Annotated in this window: 23 protein-coding genes, 1 tRNA gene and 1 pseudogene; 11 read left to right on the forward strand and 14 right to left on the reverse strand. The window is 67.3% G+C overall.

Going from position 1 to position 19870, the window contains the following annotated elements:
• Positions 1-168 precede the first annotated feature (168 nt).
• A complete protein-coding gene (locus LCL87_RS25715; protein WP_510850688.1) occupies positions 169-303 on the reverse strand; it encodes a hypothetical protein in 135 nt (44 codons plus the stop codon).
• Positions 304-881: 578 nt separating this feature from the next.
• Here LCL87_RS25715 and LCL87_RS03495 point away from each other — a divergent pair.
• Positions 882-1295: a hypothetical protein gene (locus LCL87_RS03495; protein WP_225017124.1), complete on the forward strand. Its 414-nt coding sequence runs from the start codon at positions 882-884 to the stop codon at positions 1293-1295.
• Between the two features lie 570 nt (positions 1296-1865).
• Here the strand turns inward: LCL87_RS03495 and LCL87_RS03505 are convergent.
• The 5 genes from LCL87_RS03505 to LCL87_RS03525 form a co-directional block, all read right to left on the reverse strand.
• Positions 1866-2054 (reverse strand): hypothetical protein, encoded by a 189-nt coding sequence (locus LCL87_RS03505; protein WP_225016737.1) that lies wholly within the window; start codon positions 2052-2054, stop codon positions 1866-1868.
• The gene (locus LCL87_RS03510; RefSeq protein ID WP_225016739.1) at positions 2051-2269 is read right to left on the reverse strand and encodes a hypothetical protein; all 219 of its coding nucleotides are present in this window, start codon (positions 2267-2269) and stop codon (positions 2051-2053) included. The genes LCL87_RS03505 and LCL87_RS03510 overlap by 4 nt, the downstream gene beginning before the upstream one ends.
• Before the next feature lie 13 nt (positions 2270-2282).
• Positions 2283-2783: a hypothetical protein gene (locus tag LCL87_RS03515; RefSeq protein WP_225016741.1), complete on the reverse strand. Its 501-nt coding sequence runs from the start codon at positions 2781-2783 to the stop codon at positions 2283-2285.
• 153 nt (positions 2784-2936) lie between these two features.
• Complete coding sequence (locus tag LCL87_RS03520; RefSeq protein WP_225016743.1) at positions 2937-3221, reverse strand: hypothetical protein; 285 nt, start codon at positions 3219-3221, stop codon at positions 2937-2939.
• Positions 3222-3438: 217 nt separating this feature from the next.
• A complete protein-coding gene (locus LCL87_RS03525) occupies positions 3439-4158 on the reverse strand; it encodes a hypothetical protein (RefSeq protein WP_225016745.1) in 720 nt (239 codons plus the stop codon).
• 172 nt (positions 4159-4330) lie between these two features.
• Here LCL87_RS03525 and LCL87_RS03530 point away from each other — a divergent pair, with 172 nt between their 5' ends.
• Complete coding sequence (locus LCL87_RS03530; RefSeq protein ID WP_225016747.1) at positions 4331-4768, forward strand: hypothetical protein; 438 nt, start codon at positions 4331-4333, stop codon at positions 4766-4768.
• Between the two features lie 150 nt (positions 4769-4918).
• Here LCL87_RS03530 and LCL87_RS03535 read toward each other — a convergent pair whose 3' ends face one another.
• Both LCL87_RS03535 and LCL87_RS03540 read right to left on the reverse strand, forming a co-directional pair.
• Positions 4919-5239 (reverse strand): hypothetical protein, encoded by a 321-nt coding sequence (locus LCL87_RS03535; protein ID WP_225016748.1) that lies wholly within the window; start codon positions 5237-5239, stop codon positions 4919-4921.
• A gap of 67 nt (positions 5240-5306) precedes the next feature.
• A complete protein-coding gene (locus tag LCL87_RS03540; RefSeq protein WP_225016749.1) occupies positions 5307-5747 on the reverse strand; it encodes a hypothetical protein in 441 nt (146 codons plus the stop codon).
• A gap of 219 nt (positions 5748-5966) precedes the next feature.
• Between LCL87_RS03540 and LCL87_RS03545 the strand changes: the two genes are divergently transcribed.
• A complete protein-coding gene (locus LCL87_RS03545) occupies positions 5967-6641 on the forward strand; it encodes a hypothetical protein (protein ID WP_225016751.1) in 675 nt (224 codons plus the stop codon).
• Between the two features lie 478 nt (positions 6642-7119).
• A pseudogene (locus LCL87_RS25720) lies at positions 7120-7275 on the forward strand (helix-turn-helix domain-containing protein); the annotation flags it as partial.
• 83 nt (positions 7276-7358) lie between these two features.
• Here LCL87_RS25720 and LCL87_RS03555 read toward each other — a convergent pair.
• The 6 genes from LCL87_RS03555 to LCL87_RS03580 form a co-directional block, all read right to left on the reverse strand.
• Positions 7359-7431: transfer RNA gene (locus tag LCL87_RS03555), tRNA-Lys, on the reverse strand.
• Between the two features lie 383 nt (positions 7432-7814).
• Positions 7815-8543: an oxygen-binding di-iron domain-containing protein gene (locus tag LCL87_RS03560; protein WP_225016753.1), complete on the reverse strand. Its 729-nt coding sequence runs from the start codon at positions 8541-8543 to the stop codon at positions 7815-7817.
• Positions 8544-8639: 96 nt separating this feature from the next.
• Positions 8640-9224, reverse strand: coding sequence for a hypothetical protein (locus tag LCL87_RS03565; RefSeq protein WP_510850691.1), 585 nt, complete (start codon positions 9222-9224; stop codon positions 8640-8642).
• On the reverse strand, positions 9224-9610 hold the full coding sequence (locus tag LCL87_RS03570) for an MmcQ/YjbR family DNA-binding protein (RefSeq protein ID WP_225016757.1): 387 nt from the start codon (positions 9608-9610) through the stop codon (positions 9224-9226). Before LCL87_RS03570 ends, LCL87_RS03565 begins: the two co-directional genes overlap by 1 nt.
• 85 nt (positions 9611-9695) lie before the next feature.
• On the reverse strand, positions 9696-10040 hold the full coding sequence (locus tag LCL87_RS03575) for a hypothetical protein (RefSeq protein ID WP_225016759.1): 345 nt from the start codon (positions 10038-10040) through the stop codon (positions 9696-9698).
• A gap of 7 nt (positions 10041-10047) precedes the next feature.
• Positions 10048-11487 (reverse strand): MFS transporter, encoded by a 1440-nt coding sequence (locus tag LCL87_RS03580; protein ID WP_225016761.1) that lies wholly within the window; start codon positions 11485-11487, stop codon positions 10048-10050.
• A gap of 96 nt (positions 11488-11583) precedes the next feature.
• On the opposite strand from LCL87_RS03580, the gene LCL87_RS03585 reads away from it, so the two are divergent.
• From LCL87_RS03585 to LCL87_RS03615, 7 genes are all read left to right on the forward strand, one after another.
• Positions 11584-12501 carry a LysR family transcriptional regulator gene (locus LCL87_RS03585; protein ID WP_225016763.1) on the forward strand — a complete coding sequence of 306 codons (918 nt, stop codon included), beginning with the start codon at positions 11584-11586 and terminating at the stop codon, positions 12499-12501.
• A 205-nt stretch (positions 12502-12706) separates the two neighbouring features.
• The gene (locus LCL87_RS03590) at positions 12707-13660 is read left to right on the forward strand and encodes an acyl-ACP desaturase (protein ID WP_225016765.1); all 954 of its coding nucleotides are present in this window, start codon (positions 12707-12709) and stop codon (positions 13658-13660) included.
• Positions 13661-13757: 97 nt separating this feature from the next.
• Complete coding sequence (dusB, locus tag LCL87_RS03595; protein ID WP_225016767.1) at positions 13758-14900, forward strand: tRNA dihydrouridine synthase DusB; 1143 nt, start codon at positions 13758-13760, stop codon at positions 14898-14900.
• Between the two features lie 78 nt (positions 14901-14978).
• Positions 14979-15920, forward strand: a complete 942-nt coding sequence (locus tag LCL87_RS03600) for a DUF5996 family protein (protein ID WP_225016769.1) — start codon at positions 14979-14981, stop codon at positions 15918-15920.
• 128 nt (positions 15921-16048) lie between these two features.
• Positions 16049-18034, forward strand: a complete 1986-nt coding sequence (locus LCL87_RS03605) for an LCP family protein (protein WP_225016771.1) — start codon at positions 16049-16051, stop codon at positions 18032-18034.
• An 82-nt stretch (positions 18035-18116) separates the two neighbouring features.
• Positions 18117-18806 carry a phosphate signaling complex protein PhoU gene (phoU, locus tag LCL87_RS03610; RefSeq protein WP_225016773.1) on the forward strand — a complete coding sequence of 230 codons (690 nt, stop codon included), beginning with the start codon at positions 18117-18119 and terminating at the stop codon, positions 18804-18806.
• Positions 18807-18878: 72 nt separating this feature from the next.
• Positions 18879-19865: an endonuclease/exonuclease/phosphatase family protein gene (locus tag LCL87_RS03615; RefSeq protein WP_225016775.1), complete on the forward strand. Its 987-nt coding sequence runs from the start codon at positions 18879-18881 to the stop codon at positions 19863-19865.
• The last annotated feature ends 5 nt before the right edge of the window (positions 19866-19870 follow it).

Below are 19870 nucleotides of genomic sequence, written 5' to 3' on the forward strand. Positions count from 1 at the left end.
TTCCTCAGCCTCGGCTGGTTCACCAAGGCGGGTTGCATCCAGCAGGCCCCCGTGGGCGAGAACGGCGTCCTCAGCACAGGTCCCCACGGATCGTTTCCGCCACCAGGCGGGTCAGCGCTCGACGACCCGGCCAAACAGCGGGATCACCTTGCGCCGCAAGAGAGCCCCCTACACCGGCAAGGTGCTGCCACCGAAGGTACTGCCGCTGATGTTGCTGCCACTGTTCTCAGACCCGAAGCCCAGTTCGGAGCTGAAGGCATTCTCGTTGAACAGTTTGAAGAACAGATCGAAGATGCTGCCCATTCGAGCCTCCTGAATAGGAATTCCATGAATGATGACGACGTCACAGTAACAGGACAACAGACCCCCCGTTGTGTTCTTCCATAACGGATTGATAAATGCACCACAGGTCGATACGTGCACAGGAATACACTGATTTAACAATGCTTACAAAATGGACCTTCCCGCCATTGTGGATATACCCGCGCATTTCCCCGGTCCCGCTCCGCCCACGAGGGCAGGGACCCGCAGTTTCCGACCGTCACCGAGCGCCGGTGGGCGGGATACCGGCAGAAACGTGTCAGCGGCCCGCTCCGGAGTCCGGAGCGGGCCGCTGAACTGCGGCGGAATCAACCGCCTGCACGTGCTCCCAGTAGGGCTCGAACCATCTCAACAGTGCAGGTGAAGGGCTCGGACCGCCGATGAGCTGCAGATTCGATCCGAGCGAACCCGCGTCGTTCTGATCGTTTCGAAGTGGAGTGTGGGCAAAATGTGGGCACACGCGGCGCGACAGCCTCTCGGCACGCTCCACAGAACATCACGCGACGAGCGTTAGTCGTTCCGGGCAAAAAGGTCCGATCGGTCTGGTTCAATCTCGAGATATGACCGTCAATCAACGTGCGCTCTTCCGCGGGCTGTCCACCTGGCTCTGGCTGTCCCTTGCACTCGGGGGCGTTGTCCAGATGATCGAGATCGCGAATGCCCCCGAGTCTTGCGTCCCGAATCCGTTCAGCGACCTCGGGCTGGAGGTGTGCACGACGAGTTCGCCCACTGCGTATGGAGGCGGGCTCGTCGTGATGGCGATTATCGGTCTGATTAGCGTCGCATCTGCCAAGGGCGTACTGCAGCGTTCAACTACAGCCGCGAGTGACGCCGCAGCGGCACCTCAACCGTCGGTCGTCACCCCCTCGGCCGATCAGGCTCTGCAACCTGCCAGCCCGTCGGCATCGAGCCATCCGGCTGAAATCCACGAGGCTCCAAAGTCGCACGGCCTGCGGAAGCCACCCGCTGTGTAGCCGCGTCCGTCTTGTCACACCCCGCTCGTACATTCCTCCACGCGGGCCGCGACTGAGGGAAGAGTCAGGAGGGTGGGGGTCCGAATTTTCTCCGCCCCCCCGATCACCAGCCCATCGTGTTGGTCCCACCGGCCCCACAGACGAGGCAGTGGGCCGCGTGTGGTCTCGCGAGCCATCCCCGCGCGACCGGTTGCAGTGCCCGTGGAGCAGTCGGTCGGCCTTGGTACCGCCGTGCGCCCGAGCGAGCACGACATCCATGCCCGGGTCGACGGTGACGACGTCGGCGCCGAGTCCGCGGTAGTGGTCGAGCAGCGCGGCCGACGGCGTCGAGTGGAGCACGTACACGTCGACGTCGGTCATGCTGAGCGCCTTGTCGATTGCCGCCCGCCGTGCCGCCTTCGCGACGGTCTTCACCGCGGTTGCGTGCTTGTGGAACTCGCCCTCGCGTGGGCCGCTCAGTGCGTTGGCGATCAGGTCGAAGTCGATGACGACGTCGGCGGGCCCGGCGTGCTCACGAACCCAGGTACTCTTGCCCCCGGCCGGCGGGCCGGTCACGACGTAGAGCATCGGTCAGCGGCGAACGAAGCGGAGCCGATCACGCAGCCCCACGCGCTCGGCCTTCTCGACAACCTCGGGCGCGGGTGCAGTGACGTGCACGACCTCGGCGTGAATCACGATCCCGCCACGGTCAACCCGCTGCTGCTCGGTAAGCAGTACCTCGCCGATGCCGATGAACAGATCGGCCAGCCACTTCGTCACAACGCTCCACCGAGGGTGAGGGGCGGCACGGACGCGATGACAGCCTGCTTCAGCTTGAACTGGTCGTACTCGATGACCTTCGCACTCATCACCGCCGACACCTGCTTCTGCGCGCACGCGGGCTGGTCACCGCACGGGGTGTGTCCTGCTGTGCCGCAGAGGGCTTCGAGGACACGAGACTCAGTGTCGGCGGGAATGGTGATCGTCAGGTTCATCGGGTCTCCGTTCTCAGACCCACAGGGTGGGCAGATGCCACGTGACGGTTCCATCAGCAGCGCGCACCATATAGAGCACGCCCGGATCCGGGCTCGGTGGCAGTTCGGTCACAAGTTGGATGGTCTGCTCGTACGAGAGCTCCAACGAGATGGCGATGGCGTACTGCGAGATCCTGTAGGCGGTCAGGAATGTCTCATCGAGGCCCTGTTGGATCGGCAGCCCAGTCTCAACGGGGTGATCCCAACTGCCACCGAAGATGTCGAGGATGGATGACCACCCTGCCGGAGCCTTGCCCGCCAGCTCGTCCGACGTCCTCTGCGACGACCAGGTGGTGTCGGTGCCGGCGGTGGTGTCGTCGATATCCGCACCACCACCGCCGGACGGGAGGTCGTCGATCTCGGATGCGTTGTGCCGGTGCGCCTCAGCAAGGAAGGCGGCGGGTGCGTCGATAATCGACTCCCACCGGATCTCGCGGGGATCGCCGCCCAGCTCGGCGACGACCTTCGCCGTCACCTCGCGCACGATCGACGCGATCTGCGCGGGCGTCAGGCTGCCCTGCGCCGGGGAGCGTCACGCCATCGGGCGACGGCAGCGGCGGCGGCGACACGGTCGGCACGCGAGGCGGGATCGGCACCGCGACGGTCGTACCGTTGCGCAGGTCAATCGTCACGGTCGACAACGCCTTTCAGCCACGAGACCGGCGCGGGCAGGTCGGACGAGCACCTCGGCGCCGCAAGGGATCACGGCGGCCTCTGCGGGCAGGATCTGCCACAAGATCCGGTCACCGACGAACACCGCGTCGAAGGACCACTCGGACTCTCCGTACGTGATGACCATCGGGACGGTCGTGCCCTCGGGAAGTTGACCGGCGCGAAGCCTGCCTCCGTCGTCGAGGAGGACCACGACGCGCTGGGGTAGGAGGCCGAGGAGGATCGAATCGGACACGGTCACCTCTTGACGTTGAGCCCGCCCGGGCAGTGGCACCACCGCCCCCTGTGAGGTGAGGCGGATCAGCCGAGAGTGCGCGCGCTTCGAGTCCGGCACTGCGCTGACGCGGCGCGGCCAGGGTGCGTGAACCAGGGCGGGAGTTCGTGGAGTGGGCGAAACCGTAGAGTAGACACACTGGCTCCCCCTGCAGGGGATGCAGTGGGAGCAGGTAAGGAGGCTGTCAATTCTTGGCTGCCGCACTTTCCGGGCTGAAGGGTTCCACGCCGAGCGTGTTGAGATGGGCGACGACGAAGTCCGTCGTCCTCAGGTATCGGTCTACCGTCTTGCTGTCGACCTCGAAGTTGGCCAGATGGGACACATCTCTACCGAGCGCGATCACTTCAGGGATGAGCGTCTCAGCCTGGTCGGGAAGTGCGTAGTGCGCCGCGATCCTCGCTGCCAACTGCTCAGGATCCAGGGTGAGGTAAGCGGTGCCCTCCGCGGGGAACAGGCGCTCGTACGCGGCACGCAGGGCGACTTCGAGATTCGCACCTGCCCCCACAACTGCCGCACGAGGGTCGCTCGCAGCCATCGAGCGCAAGGCTAGCTTGCGGCGGTCCCGATCTCCGAGCACCCACGCGCCGCCGAGCATCCACTCATTGATTGGCGAGGCCGTCTCCTGTGTGGCACCCATCGCTCCAAGTTGGCCGGAAGGTGTTGGCGGCGCCGCCTCGGATGTGGCTGCCTCCACCTGCTCACCTGTCGAGGCCGCAGCGGCCATGCGTTCAGTGAATTCAGCACCACCACCCGGAACCGTGAACGACTTCAGGTCTCGCATTCGATTGCGAAGGGCCTCAAGAATCGACCTAATCTGTCCACGGAACGTGAGGATCGCGACCACCGCAACGATCGGCCAGACGAGTGAATCCACCAACGACGCGGCCAGGTCAGTCCCGCCCATGCTCCATCCTTCGACTCAAGTTCATCTAGGTAATCGTAGTGAGGACCGCCGACACTTCTGCTCGACTCCGGGGTGACGCCGACACGCCGGAGGCGTTGGGTCGGCAGAGTCTTCCTTCCAGATCGCTTCAAGTTGCCACGCGAGCATGTCCGATTCGGGCAGGATGTCGCCCGTGATCCTCGCAAGCGATGCGGTCGATGCTGCCGCCGATACCGCGGCCCAGACCCCCTGGTGGCAAGGCGCGCTCGGGCCTGCCGCGATCATCGTCGCGGCCGGCATCGCCGCATGGGTCGCGACCCGCAACAACCGAAAGTCCCCCCACGAGAACCTCAAGATGCTCATCGACATTCGAGGTGAAATCATGACCGTGGACGCCCAGAGGCTCGTGCCTCTCGATCTCAATGGGGCGATCGAAATGTCGATCCGGCACGAGATTGCGAACCTCGAGAAGCTGAACGCTGCGCGATCCCGAGGTCGATTAGCGGTGGCACGTGAACGTATTCGGCAGTTCGATTTGCTCGACACCGTCGCGGCAGGATTCCTCGGAGTCGGCGCCGTGACGGCACTCGCCGGTGTACTGCTGTCCCTGTCGGGCGCGCTCGTCGGGTAGCAGACCCGGACCACTCGATCCCGTACCCGCCAGATCAACAGCACCCCAGCTAGTTCCACGACGGGAATTAGCTGGGGTGCTTTTACATTCAGACCTCGGCCCCACGGATGCGCTTGGGTGGATTGCGAGGAGCTCGGGGGTGAGAGCCGACTAGGGGTTCAGCGTCAGGACGTAGAAGTTGCTGGCCCCGATCGGGTCACAGAGGAATTCGTTCGCGACATGACCCGGGCGGGTGACTTCCATGCGGCCGAAGCTCTCACACTCACCCCAGCTGTTGAACGTGCCGGGAAAACGCCATCCGTTGCACTCCGGCGCGAGACCGGAGCTACCCAAATCGCCCAAGTAGCCGCATACGAATGCGTGCCGCGCGTGGTTGAACGGGTCAAATGCTGCCGCGACGCCGGTGCCTGCGATGGAAGCGGCGACGACGGTGCCGGCAACGACAGCAGTGGCGAGAAGTGGCTTACGCACGAGAGAGTTTCCCCCAGATCTATGTCCGCTTGTTCGGATTCGCGAACTATAGACACAAAGTGAGTATTTACGGAAAATTATGGCCGGATGGTGGACAATGCGGCCGATTCGCGAGTTCGAGCACATCGGCCAGCCGGTACACCGGCGGGTCATTCCGATGGATCCAGTGATCTGTGATCCGCCCGTTTCTCCTCCATCCACGTGGATGGAGCTGTCGCCGCGAGGCCCAGGACCAGATCGTGCCCTTTGGCACCGGCGAGCCGAGCTCCTCGAGCAGCCCGTGAAGTTCAGTCGCAGTGAACAGCATGTCCACGACGTGCTCGCGCGCGGCCCGGTTGATCTCGCGCACATCATGGTTCGAGCCGCAGCGTCGACACTTCACCCAGTCCTGCCCCTTCTCGGCGTACAAGTCTGCGCCGCAATGCCGGACGGCGTGCTCGCGTGCGTCGTCGACGAGCGCAGGACACGGTCCCTTGTACGCGAGCTCGGGCAGCCGGTCGACGGCCATGCGGACACTCGCGACGACGTCGGTGATCTCGTCGTGGCGATCGTCGATCGCGGGGTGCCGGGTTCTCGATGATGGCGTCGAGATCGCCGTCGTAGAGATAGGCGGTCACGCGCCACCACCAGTGGTATCCGACTCGGGAGTATTGAGGGCCACTCCCGAGTCGGTCCGCTCCCCTACGGTGAGGTCGCCACAACCATCAACCGAAGGGGAAGTCTCAATATGGAAGCTGGCGAGTGGATTCTCGGCATCATCGGCGCGATCGCTGGGCTCGGCGGACTCGCACTCGGTCTCGTCAGCCTGTCGATCGCCCGCGGTGCCCGACAGGATGCTCAAACGTCGAACGCTCTCGCGAAGCAGGGGAACGAGTCGGCGATTGACGCTGTCCGGAAGGCCGGCGAGGCAAATCGCATCGCAGAGGATGCGAACGACTTGGCAGGCGACGCGAATGTGGTCGCCCGGCGTGCCCTCGCTGTAGCCGAGGACAGTGTTGAGTACGCCTGGGTTCTCAAGGTTGATGACGACGGGACTGCGAGGGTGGTCAATGACGGCGCCCATGACGCTCACCACGTGACCGCAGTCGTCGATGTGCGTAGCAACCGCGTAGCGGACGCGACTGCCGAGCACATACCCGCGTTCGGCGAGCTCCGTCTCGACGTCACGACTGCACTCGAGGAGCACTTCGAAGAGGTGCGAAAGAACCCCGCCTACCGAGGGTCGAACAACCGGGACATCTTCATCATGCCGAGCGAAGGCGCGGCAGTGTCGACCACATTCCGCGCCAGCATCATGTGGCGGACCGTTGAGGATGTCCCGCGTCACACGACCGTGAATGAGATCGTGCGCCACCGCATGGGGTTCGAGGGGATGCGCCGGTTGGATACGGCCGCCGGCTGACAAGCCAGATGGGGTCGTAGACTGCGACATCGGATTCCTTTCGTGGGGATCGATGCCCGTAAGGTGTGCGAGACCTGGCGGGCTCTTTCATTGGGATCAGGAAGCGAGTGCTGGGGCTCCGGTACGTCGCGGAACCAGCTCCGGAGCGTCTCGCGGCTGACGATCACGCCCGTGAGGTCTCGAACCTCATCGGCGATCGCCTGCCAGCTACGACCGGAACGGCGTGCGCTGACAACCAGGCCCTTGAGCGTCTTCCCCTTGAGCTGAACCTCGATGAGGTGTCGGGTAGCTGTGGCCATGGCCGAAAGCTTGCAATGCAAGTTGTTGAGTGTCATCGATGTCATACAGAACGCATTACATGCGCAGCAGGTCAGGTTGCCAAATTGTTTGTGAATGCAACTCAGGGCGTGTAATCATTCGTTGCATGACCGCTGCACTTAACAGTTCGTGGCGACCGGCCGATTCGCTCGCCAACCGCATGAAGCTCGTGCGCGCAGAGCTCGGTATGTCGCAGCGCGAGTTCGGCGCCAAGTGTGGAATCCCGGCGTCGCAGATCCAGAGCATCGAGGACGGCAAAAGCCCCCGTGGCCTGGACGTGAAGGTGAAGAAGATCTCACTCGCGTTCGGCGTCGATCGCGACTGGCTGATGTGGGGCGGCCCCCTGAACGACGAAACGCCCCCGCCCACCGGTGCGGTGGACGAGGGCGACTCGAGCGGTGCCCCCAGTAGGGCTCGAACCTACGACCTGCGGATTAAAAGTCCGTAGCTCTACCAACTGAGCTATAGGGGCGTGCGGGCAGAGTCTAGTGGGATCGACCGGCGGGAGGAAACTGCGCCCCGACACGGAATCTCCCGTGCTGCATTCGAGCAGCCCAGTGGCACTCGGTCGTCGGCGCGCGGTGAAGGAGAGTGTGCCCCACCGGCGCCGACGACCGCCCTCCCCCGAGGGTTCGACGAAGGCCCCTCGAAAGGGAGGAAGACTGTGAACGCCCCGCCTCCAGACAGACGGGGCGTTCAGCGGACTGTCGACAGCACCCGTAGCCGACGGCCGGCCCCCGCGCGAGGAGGCATCAACAGATCACCACACCGTGGCATCTGCCGGAAGGCCTGAAGGCGAGAACGGGCGCAACGGCCCACCGATCAGGGACCAAGGACCCACTCCCGGGGCCGGTTTCAGCCGCGGACCCGCTGCAGTTCGGCATCCAGCCGGTCGTCGTAGGCGGCCGCGAGTTCACGCAGCGCCGTGGAGCAGGGGCCCCGGTAGGCAGGACCGTGCATCAAGCCGAGCACCGCCGGCTCCAGATCTGCGAGCCCGCGCAGCGTCGCCCCCAGCGCCGGCGTCAGCGCCGTCGCGTGCCCGAGATCCTCCGCGGCCAGTGCGGGCTCGACGATGTCGTGGTCGGTCTCGGCCACCGGCCTACCGAACGCGGTGAAGAAGTCGCCACACAGCAGCGTCGAGGTGGTCTCCTCGAACATCAGTCCGGCATCCCAGCCGTGCGGGACGTGCGGGGTCTCTATTCGACGCACCCGACGGCCACCGATGTCGATGACCTCACTGTCCTCGAGCGGTCGCGGCGCGCGGTCGGCGAGGTACCCGATCTGCACGAAGCAGCCCATCGCCCCGTGCGCCACCTGCGCACGCGGGGCGGCTGCGAGCCAGCGGTTCATCGACCCGCTCTCATCGGCCTCGACATGACCGAACGTGATCCAGCGCAACGTCTCCAGCGACAGCAGCTTGGAGGCGGCGGCGGAAACGGACGGGAACAGCATCGGCATCCCGGTGTGGAACAGCAGCGGCTCGTCGCCGAGGATCAGGAACTGGTTCATCGGAAGGTCGGCCTCGTCGACGAACGTCGAGAGCCGGAAGATGTCGGCGGCGATCTCGGTGACCTCGGTGTCCATGTCCGGCCTCGGAGCAACTCGTCCCCCGGCTGACGGCCCCTGCTTCAGCCTTCGCCGACGACGCCGCCGATGCAAGGCCCGGGCGGGGTGCCCGGCTCACATCTCGGGTGCCGGCGACTCTCCCGGTGACTGCGGTTCACGCTGGTGGAGGTCGCCGCGCAGCTTCGCCAGCTCGTTCCCGCGCTTGCGGTACCGGATGTGGAGGAACACCGCCGCCGCGGACAACAGCGCACCGATGATCGCTCCCCACAACGACGCGCCCCGGAACCCGGGGGCGTCGACGTCGAACGTCCGTTCCCCCGCGTGCGCGGCGCTGCTGTTGCCGAGCACGACGGACAGGGTCAGCAGGTTCGGGATGGCGACGACCACCCCGAGGACGAGGAGGGAGATGACCCAGACCCGAGCGTGTGTGCGGTGGCGCGATCGCCACGCGGAATAGAACAGCAGCAACGGAACTGCCGTGCACACCACCCCGTACAGCAGGCCCCACATGATGCCGCGGGAGAAGCTGCCCGACGCCAGCGAACCCACACTCTGCGCCCACCATCGGGGTAGGAACGCGGCGAGGATGAAGTAGAGGGCGATGAGCGCCACCACGATCACGGCAGCCCAGATCGCCTTCCGCGCCCAGGGCGGCAGTCCGGACTTCGCGGGCGCGGTCGTGGAAGCGTCGCTCACGATCAACCTCCTGTCGTCGGCGCGTCGTCCTCGGCGAGGACGACGCGCGCCAGGGTCTTCGGTGCGATCAGGGTGTAGGACGTGCGTACCCACTCCCGCAGCTGATCCCACCAGTCGTCGCGGCCGGACGGCGGCACGGTCAGCGAGATCCAGCCGTGCCGGCCGAGCCCGTACCCGGCCGGCTCCGCACCCGTTTCGGTGGCGACCACGGCGGCGGCTTCGTCGTGAGGCAGTTTGAGCGACAGGCTCGACGCGTCCGGGTCGCTGAACACGAAATTCTTGCCGCGCACGCGGAACGTGGGATGTCCGCCCCACTCCTCGATGTCGACGCGCACGGCCTCGGGCAGCTCGTCGACGATCCGCTGCAGCCGAGTCATGTTCGCGACCATGGCGCGATTCTGTGCCCCCGCGCCCCGTGCCGCAAGGTTTTCGGCGAGACGATGTCGGCGAGGGATGTTTCAATCTGCGGGTGACTCAGGTTGCTGCCGCCACGAACAACCGCACCCGCGGAATCACGGCCGTCATCGAGGGATTCTTCGCGTTCATGTGGTTCGGCTGGGGATCAGCCGACGCTCCGAGCTGGCTTGCCGGTCCGCTGATCGCCGGGCAGGTGGTTGCCGGACTGCTGGTGATCGCCGGCGTCGTGACCGCGATCCGGAGCACCGGGGAGCGCACTCCGATGGCCGACCCCCTCGTACGGCGGCGGTACAACATCGTGGTCGCGGCCGAATTCGGCATCCTTTTCGCCGGGTCGGCGCTGATGGGGGCGGTCGGACTCGGTACCTGGATCCCGGTGTGGATCTGCGCGGGCGTCGGCATCCATTTCCTACCGCTGGCCCGCCTGTTCGACGACCTGTGGCTCGTCCCTCTCGGCGTTGCCGTGACGGCAGTCGCGGCCGCCGCGCTCGCCGTCGGGCTCGCAACCGACGTCGCGCCCAGCACGGTCACGGGACTCGGCGCCGGGATGCTCCTGGTCGCAGCCGGGATCGCGGCCCTCGCCGGGGCCCGGCACGGTGTCGGACGCGGAGACGCGGCGACGCGACTGCTGGAACATCGCTGACGCCGCCGCCAGCGCAACCACCAGCAGTGTGCCGACGAACCCCACCGTCGCCGGCCAGCCGCCGTGCGCGTAGGCGATCCCCGCCGCGGCACCGGCGACGCTCGAACCCAGGTAGTACGCGAAGAGATACATCGACGACGCCTCCGCCCGGTGCTCGGTGGCGAGCAGTCCCACCCAACCGCTGGCCACCGAGTGGGCGGCGAAGAATCCGCCGGTGAACAGCAGCATCCCGGCCAGGACGAGCGGGAGCACCGCCCACAACGTGATCGCCAGACCGACGGACATCGCGAGCACCGCGCCGAGCAGGACCACGGCACGGCCGAACCGGTCCGCGGCCGCCCCCGCCGCGGCCGACGTGTACGTCCCGGACAGATACAGCAGGAACACCAGGCCGACGAGCGCCTCTGGCAGCGAGAACGGGGCATCGAGCAACCGGAACCCGAGGAAGTTGTAGACGGAGACGAAGCCGCCCATCAGCAGGAAGCCCAGCGCGAACAGCAGCGCGAGCGCCGGATTGCGAAGGTGCCCGGCCAGATTCGACAGCACGATCCGCGGGCTCACCCGCTGCGGACAGAAGTGTCGCGACGGCGGGAGTTTGCGGGTCATCACGACGGCCAGGGCGAGCGCCAGGAGTGAGGCCGCCTCCATCGCCCAGCGCCACGACGCGACGTCGAGCACCCCCGACGGCACCAGGCGTCCGATCAGACCACCAATCGTGGTGCCAGCGACGTACCGGCCCATCGCCGCGCCGAGGTCACGGGTGTGGATCTCCTCGGCCAGGTAGGCCATCGCGACTGCGGGGATTCCCGCCAGCGCGACGCCCTGCAGGGCGCGCCCGATCAGCAGCACCTCGATGCTCGGACTGAACGGCAGCAGCACGCCGAGCACGCTCGACACCGCTGCCGACGTCACCATCACCCGGGTACGCCCGAATCGTTCGGACAGCGCGCTCGCCGGAATGATCGCGAGCGCGACCATGCCGGTCGTGACCGACACCGCGAGCGCGGCAACGGCCGGCGACACCCCGAACTCGTCCGTCAATGCCGGCAGCAGGGCCTGCGCCGAGTACATCGAGACGAAGGTCGTCAGCCCGGCCGCGAACAGCGCGACGGTGACCGCGCGGTACCCGCGGGTGCCCCGGGTCGGCCGGGCGCCGGGCGGGCTCGTCGACTCCGACGGCGTATCGCTCGCCAACGTGTGATCCATGCATCTTCCTCCGTGAACCATCCTGTCGAGGTCACCGATACAAAGGAAATACATCTATCAACAGTTGTTGATGCATCTTGTGCATAAGCTTGGGCGGTGGAATTGATCGAGGGCCTGCGCTGGTTCATAGCGCTGGCCGAGACCGAGCAGGTGACGGCCGCGTCGGACATGCTGCGCATCTCCCAGCCGACGCTGTCGCGCCGCCTGGCCCGGCTCGAGCGGGACATCGGCGCGGAACTGTTCGACCGGCACGGCCGGCGCCTCGAACTCAACGACCGCGGACGGGTGCTGCTCGATCACGCCCGCCGCGCCGCCACCGAGCTCGCCGCCGCCCAGCGCGAGATCGACGCGTTCGACAGCCCGGATCGGGGCACCGTCCGGCTGAGCTTCCTGCACTCGTTCGGCACCTGGCTGGTCCCGGACGTGCTGCGCGCCTACCGCGCGCAGCACCCGAGGGTGTCGTTCACGCTGTACCAGGACGCCGCCCAGACGCTGGTGGATCGGGTAGTGGAGGGCCGCGACGACCTCGCCTTCGTCTCCCCCCGGCCGCGCACGCCGCAAGTGCACTGGACGCCGGTGACGTACCAGCGGCTCGCCCTCGCCGTGCCGTCCGGACACCCGCTGAGCACCCGCGCCGACCTCGACCTCGGGGCTGCGGCGGGCGAACAGTTCATCGGGATGCACGAGGACTACGGGATGCGCCGCATCTTCGACGAACTGTGCGCGGAGGCCGGCGTCGTGCCGGACGTGGTGTTCGAGTCGAGTGAACTGGCGACCATCGGGGGCCTGGTGTCGGCGTCGCTCGGGGTCGCGGTGATGCCGTGGCAGGAACCCCGCTCGTGGCCCGACGGCGTCACCCTCGTCCCGTTGCGCGGCGCCGGTCGGGAGATCGGCATGATCCGGGCGCAGGGCCGTCCACTGCCACCCGCGGCGGATCGATTCCTGCGTTTCACAGCCGATTCGCAGCGGGAGGAACCGCCGAAAACGGGTCCCGGCCTGGTCACCGACGTGTAACGTTCGCCACACGGGAGACGGTGCATTTCGCAACGGGCGGGGAACGTGCGTGAAAACCGGTGCGGGGGCATCCGGGAGACACCGATCGGTTTGTTCCGAACTCCGTCCCGGCCTCGAACCTACGGTACCGTAGGTTGTCAGCACGATCCTGAAGTACAGCGCCACAGGCATTCAGCGTCAACAACTTTCACGGAGGCAGATACCGATGTCGAGAGACCTCACTCAGCTCGAGCTGCTGCAGGAGCTGCAGCCGGTCGCCGAAGAGAACGTCAATCGGCATCTCGCCATGGCCAAGGATTGGCATCCGCACGATTACGTTCCGTGGGACGAGGGCCGCAACTTCGCCGCGATGGGCGGTGAGGACTGGGATCCCGAGCAGTCCCGCCTCGACGAGGTCGCCAAGGCCGCGATGATCACCAACCTGCTGACCGAGGACAACCTGCCCTCGTACCACCGGGAGATCGCGGAGAACTTCTCCCGCGACGGCGCCTGGGGCACGTGGGTGGGCCGGTGGACTGCCGAGGAGAACCGGCACGGCATCGTGATGCGCGACTACCTCGTGGTCACCCGCGGCGTCGATCCCGTCGAACTCGAGAACGCCCGCATGATCCACATGACCAACGGCTACAGCTCCCCCGCCGGCGACAGCGTGGGCCTGCTGCACTCGGTCTCGTACGTGACGTTCCAGGAACTCGCGACCCGCGTCTCGCACCGGAACACCGGCAAGGCGTGCCAGGACCCGGTCGCCGACAAGATGCTCCAGCGCATCGCGGCCGACGAGAACCTGCACATGATCTTCTACCGGAACATCTGCGGCGCCGCGATGGACATCGCGCCGGACCAGACGCTCAAGGCCGTGACCGACATCATCATGAACTTCCAGATGCCCGGCGCCGGGATGCCGAACTTCCGGCGCAACGGTGTGCTGATGGCCAAGCACGGCATCTACGACCTGCGTCAGCACCTCGAAGAGGTCGTGATGCCGGTCCTGCGGAAGTGGAACGTCTTCGACCGCACCGACTTCACCGCCCGCGGCGAGGACACCCGCGAAGAACTCGCCACGTTCCTCGAGACCCTCGAGAAGCAGGCCACCAAGTTCGAGGAGATGCGCGACCGCTCGCTCGCGCGGGACGCCGCTCGCGCCGAGAAGGCCTCCTGACAGGTCGCCACCTGCCTCGTTGCAGCTATCCTGTGCCCGGTACCGGATTCGGTACCGGGCACAGTCTTTTCTCCCGAAGAATTATCCCGAGGTCTCCATGTCACCCCTTCGCATCGGTTCGCTCGAGCTGGGCAGCCCCGTCGTTCTCGCCCCCATGGCGGGCATCACGAACGTCGCGTTCCGCACGCTGTGCCGCGAACTCGAGCTCGAGCGCGCCGGCAGCACGTCGGGTCTGTACGTGTGCGAGATGGTGACCGCCCGCGCACTCGTCGAACGCCACCCGGTGACGATGCACATGACCACCTTCGGCCCCACCGAGACGCCGCGCTCGCTGCAGCTGTACACGGTCGACCCGGAGATCACCTACGCCGCGGCGAAGATGATCGTCGACGAGAACCTCGCCGACCACATCGACATGAACTTCGGCTGCCCCGTCCCCAAGGTCACCCGCAAGGGTGGCGGATCGGCCCTGCCGTACAAGCGCCGCCTGTTCGGGCAGATCGTCGCGGCGGCGGTGAAGGCGACCGAGGGCACCGACATCCCCGTCACCGTGAAGATGCGCGTCGGTATCGACGCCGAGCACCACACCCACCTCGACGCGGGACGGATCGCCGCCGCGGAGGGTGCCGCCGCCGTCGCGCTGCACGGGCGCACCGCCTCCCAGCGCTACTCGGGCCAGGCCGACTGGTCCGAGATCGCCCGCCTCAAGGAGCACGTCACCGACATCCCGGTGCTCGGCAACGGCGACATCTTCGCCGCCGAGGACGCGGAGAAGATGATGTCCCAGACCGGCTGCGACGGCGTCGTCGTCGGACGCGGTTGCCTGGGCCGGCCGTGGCTGTTCGCCGAGCTCAGTGCCGCGCTCAACGGCACCGAGGTGCCGACGCCGCCGACGCTCGGCGAGGTCGCCGCGATCATGATGCGGCACGGCCGTCTGCTCGCCGATCACCACGGCGAGGACAAGGGCATGCGCGAGATGCGCAAGCACATCGCCTGGTACATGCGCGGCTTCCCGGCCGGCTCCGAACTGCGCAACGGCATGGCCCGAGTGTCGTCACTGGCCGAACTCGAGGGCTTCCTCGGCCAGCTCGATCCGACGGTCCCGTTCCCCAAGGACGCCGAGGGTCCGCGCGGCCGCCAGGGTTCGCCCGGCACCGTCGCACTGCCCGACGGCTGGCTCGACGACCCGGAGGACACCCTCGTCCCGGCCGGCGCCGACATCATGCATTCCGGCGGATAGCCCCGGCCGCTCGCGCCCCGCGCCTACACTCCGAAGAAGCCTGCAGTTCCTCGAGGATTTCTTCCGGAGGTAGACGTCGTGGCCGCTTCACCAGCAGATTCGGACCCGTGGCCCGCGCTGCGGGTCGACGACTGGCAACCCACCCGCGACACCCTGCACATGTGGACGCAGATCGTCGGGAAGGTCCGGATGGCGCACACCCCGCTGGTCAACCACTGGTGGCAGGTGCCGCTGTACGTGAGCGCGCGGGGGCTGACGACGTCGGCGATCCCGTACCGCACCCGGGTGTTCGAGATCGAGTTCGACCTGTCGGGCCACCAACTGGTGATCCGCGACAGCAACGGCGCGCACCGCGAGTTCCCGCTCCAGCCGATGCCGGTGGCCGATTTCTACACCCGCGTCATGCGGGCCCTCGACGAGTTGGGCATCGAGACGCAGATCCAGCCGACGCCCAACGAGGTGCCCGACGCCATCCCGTTCGCCGAGGACACCGTCCACGATTCGTACGACCCGGCCGCCGCGAGCCTGTTCTGGAAGCAGCTCATCCAGGCCGACCGCGGCCTGCACACGTTCCGGTCGTACTTCATGGGCAAGGTCAGCCCCGTGCACTTCTTCTGGGGCTCGTTCGACCTGGCGTGCACCCGGTTCTCCGGGCGGACCGCTCCCCCACATCCCGGCGGCGCCCCCAACTGCGGTGACTGGGTGATGGTCGAGGGCTACTCGCGGGAACTGTCGAGCTGCGGGTTCTGGCCCGGCGGCGGCGAGGAGGGCGCCTTCTACGCGTACGCGTATCCCGAGCCCGACGGCTTCGCGAGCCACCCCGTCGAGCCCGAACAAGCGTTCTACAGCCCCGAGTTCCGGCAGTTCCTGCTGCCGTACGAGGTGGTCCGCACCGCCGCCGACCCGGATGCCACGCTGCAGCGATTCCTGCAGACCACGTACGTCGCGGCCGCCGACAACGGTGAGTGGGACCGCACCGCACTCGAGTGCGATCCGCACCGCTGGGACGGCGTCCGCTGACCTCCCCGGCAACCGGGACAACGGATCTCCCCGCCGCGCACTGATGCCCCAGCGGGCATCAATCAGTATCATTGCGACGTCGTCGAGCGACGGTATCTATTTGGAGGCGGGAAGGTCAGGGCGAATAGGTGGGTGACGAGCACAATCCCGGTCACGCCGCGCCGGAAGGCCGGGCCCCCTGGGAACGCCCCATCGCCGATCCCGACTATCGCGAAGCGCACAGCCACCGCCGCAGTCGCCACGACGGCGACACCGGTCGCCGGGCTCTGGACGACGAACCCAGCGAGCAGCTGTCCGTCGCCGACCTGATGCAGAAGATGGGCCACTCGGCGCCCGCCGCATCGGGACGCCGCCGAGCGCGGCCGGACGAGCCCGACGAAATCGGCGAGTCCGACGAAGTCGACGAGTCCCCGGCGGTCGACGAGCCGGATGCCGGCTTCCGTCCCGTCCCCGATGTCGAGGCCACCGAAGTCATTCCCGTTGTCACCGACGTGCCACCCGCCGATTCCTGGCCTGAGCCGGCGCCGGCCGAACCCAACTGGGTCGAGGAGGCGGTGACCACTGCTTCCCCGCAGGCCGTCGGCACCCCGAACCGGAGTCGTCTCGCCGCGAACAAGAGCCGTAAGCGCCGCAAGGCGCTGGTGGTCGGGCGCTCGATGGTCGCCTTCGTCGCCGTCATGGCGCTGCTCGCCACCGGAACGGTGTGGGGCTACCTCCGCTCCGCCGAGGGCCGCTTCTCGCAGATCGCCGCACTCGACACCAACTCGGCGGACATCGTCGATCCCGGCGGCCAGATGGGCGACGAGAACTACCTCATCGTCGGCACCGACACGCGTGCCGGTGCGTCCGGCGCGATCGGCGCCGGCACCGTCGAGGACGCCGAGGGCGCCCGTTCCGACACCGTGATGCTGGTCCACGTGCCCGCCGACCGCAGCCGCGTCGTCGCGGTCTCGTTCCCCCGCGACCTCGACGTCGAGCGACCGGTGTGCCAGGCCTGGGACAACGACACCGGCACCTACTCCAGCGAGAAGTACCCGGCCGCGGACGGCGACAAGCTCAACGCGACGTACGCGCTCGGCGGCCCGAAGTGCCTGGTGAAGGTCATCCAGAAGATGTCCGGCCTGCAGATCAAGCACTTCGTCGGCATGGACTTCGCGGGCTTCGAGAGCATGGTCGACACGGTGGGCGGCGTGAACGTGTGCGTCCCGCAGCCGCTGATCGACGGCGAACTCGGCACCGTCCTGGCCACCGCCGGCAATCAGACCCTCGACGGCCGCAAGGCCCTCGACTACGTCCGCGCCCGCCACGTCGAGGCCGAGGGCAACGGCGACTACGGCCGGATCAAGCGTCAGCAGCTGTTCCTGTCCGCGCTGCTGCGCGAGGCCATGTCGAGCAAGGTGCTGTTCGATCCGGGCAAGCTCAACGGCTTCATCAACGCGTTCACCCGCGCCACGTTCGTCGAGGGCGTCGACACCCGGTCGCTGCTCACGCTCGGCCAGTCCCTGCGCAACGTCGACGCCGGAGCGGTCACGTTCATCACCGTCCCCACCGCCGGCACCAACGACTGGGGCAACGAGATTCCGCGCCTCGACGACATCAAGGCGATCTTCCAGGCCATCATCGACGACCAGCCGCTGCCCGGTGAGGAACGCTCGACCGGCGACAAGAAGGACTCCACGCCGGCCCCCGCGCCGGAGGTCACCGAGGTCGCGACCACCCCAGAGGAACTGTCGCTGCAGATCTCCAACGGCTCCGGCGTGTCCGGCCTGGCCGCCGGCACGGCCGACCGACTCGCCGCCTACGGCTTCGGCATCTACAGCGTCGGCAACTACAGCTCGACGAGCCGGCAGACGATCGTGCGCTTCGCCCCGGGCCTCGAGGCCGAGGCCGCCACGGTCGCGTCGGCGATTCCGGGCGCCGTACTCGAGTCCACGTCGGGGCTGGGCAGCATCGTCGAGGTGGTTCTCGGTACCGAGTTCGACGGCACGCTCACCGCACCCGCTGCGCCCGGCACGCCCGTCGACTCCGGCCCCACGCGCATCTACGCCGACGAGGACGCGGAACTGCCCGCCGACCTCGCCGTCACGAACGCCACCGACAACCCCTGCGCCTGAGCCCGGAACTGCCCCGGTCATTCACTCTCCGTTCACCCGACCGTGGTGACTTGGTTTCCGGCACGCCGTAGGCTGTGACCTCATGCGCGTGGCTTACAACGAACAGATGACCGAGCTCGCCGACACCCTCGGCGAGATGGCGGGCTTGGCCGGTGCGGCCATGGAGAAGGCAACCCAGGCACTGCTGCAGGCGGATCTCGGACTCGCCGAGCAGGTCATCGGCGAGCACGAGAAGATCACCGAGCTGAGCGTCGTCGCCGAGGAGCGGGCGTTCGCGCTGCTCGCGCTGCAGGCCCCGGTGGCCGGCGATCTCCGTTCGGTGGTGAGCGGCATCCAGATCGTCTCCGACATCGACCGGATGGGCGCCCTCGCGCTGCACGTCGCCAAGATCACCCGCCGCCGCCACCCCAACCACGTCCTCCCCGAGGAGGTCAACGGCTACTTCGCGGAGATGGGCCGGATCGCCGTCGCCCTCGGCGCGGGTGCCAAGGAGGTCCTCGAGACCCGCGATCCCGAGCGCGCCGCGAAGATGCACGAAGAGGACGACGCGATGGACGACCTCCATCGCCACCTGTTCAGCGTGCTCATGGACCGCGAGTGGAGTCACGGCGTCGCCGCCGCCGTCGACGTCACCCTCCTCGGCCGCTTCTACGAGCGCTTCGCCGACCACACCGTCGAGGTCGCGCGCCGCGTGATCTTCCTCGTCACCGGCAAGATGCCCGTCGAGCCCAGCACCGAGTCCGACGACCTCACCACGTACCCCGAGCTGTAGCGCACCGACTCCGAAGCGCCCGCCGGGTTTCCCGGCGGGCGCTTCGCGTCGAAAGACAGGCATGATCGACACGTGCGCCTGCCCCGACACCTCGAACGAGCGACCGGCATCGTCGGTGCGCTGTGCGCCGGGTACGGGGCGGTGGGACTGCTCGCCTCGACCGTGCCGGTGGAGAATCGGTTCGTCGTGCTACTGGCGGGCCGGACGCCGTCCCTGCTTCTGCTGACGCTGTTCGGCGCGATCGTCGCCACGCTCGGCCGCCGCTGGTTCGCGGCCGCCTCGTGCCTCGTCGTCTGCGCGCTGGGCACATGGCTGCTCGCACCGCTCTACATCCCCGGGGCCGACGGCATCTCCCCCGACACGGCCACCGGCCCCACCGTCCGCGTCATGCAGGCCAACATCAAAGTGGGGCAGGCCGATCCGGACGCGCTGGTCCGTACCGCCCGCGACCGGGACGTCGACATCCTGACCGTGCAGGAGCTGACCGACGAGTCGATCGAGGCACTGGACGCGGCCGGTCTCGACGACGTCCTCCCCCACAGGTTCGTGATGTCGTACGGCCCGGGTGGACAGGGCGGCGGTGTCTACAGCCGGTTCCCGCTGTCGAACACCCACAACCTGCCCGACTTCTTCTCGGTGAATCTCACCGCCGACATCGACGTGGGACTTCGGGAACCGCTGGCGCTGTTAGCAGTTCACCCCGCGCCCGCGTATCTGTTCCCGGCCCAGTTGTGGGCGGCGGAACTGGGCTGGATCCACGACGAGATGCGCGCACTTGCCGGTCGCGACAACGTCGTCGTCAGCGGGGACTTCAACGCGAGCTACACCCAGCCGCAGTACCGGGCACTGCTCACCGACGGCTACGCCGACGCCGCCGATCAGGTGGGCGCCGGTCTGGTGCCGACGATGCCGGCCGCGCGGTGGTACCCCGCCATCACCGGCATCGATCGGGTCGTCACGAAGGGTGCCGCGGCGACAGACCTCGAGCGCATCGACATCGTCGGATCCGACCATCACGGTCTGCTGGTCGACGTCCGACTGCGCCCCGACGGCTCGTAACACCT

Source organism: Prescottella equi (assembly GCF_020171745.1).
In the GTDB taxonomy this organism is placed as follows: domain Bacteria; phylum Actinomycetota; class Actinomycetes; order Mycobacteriales; family Mycobacteriaceae; genus Prescottella; species Prescottella equi_A.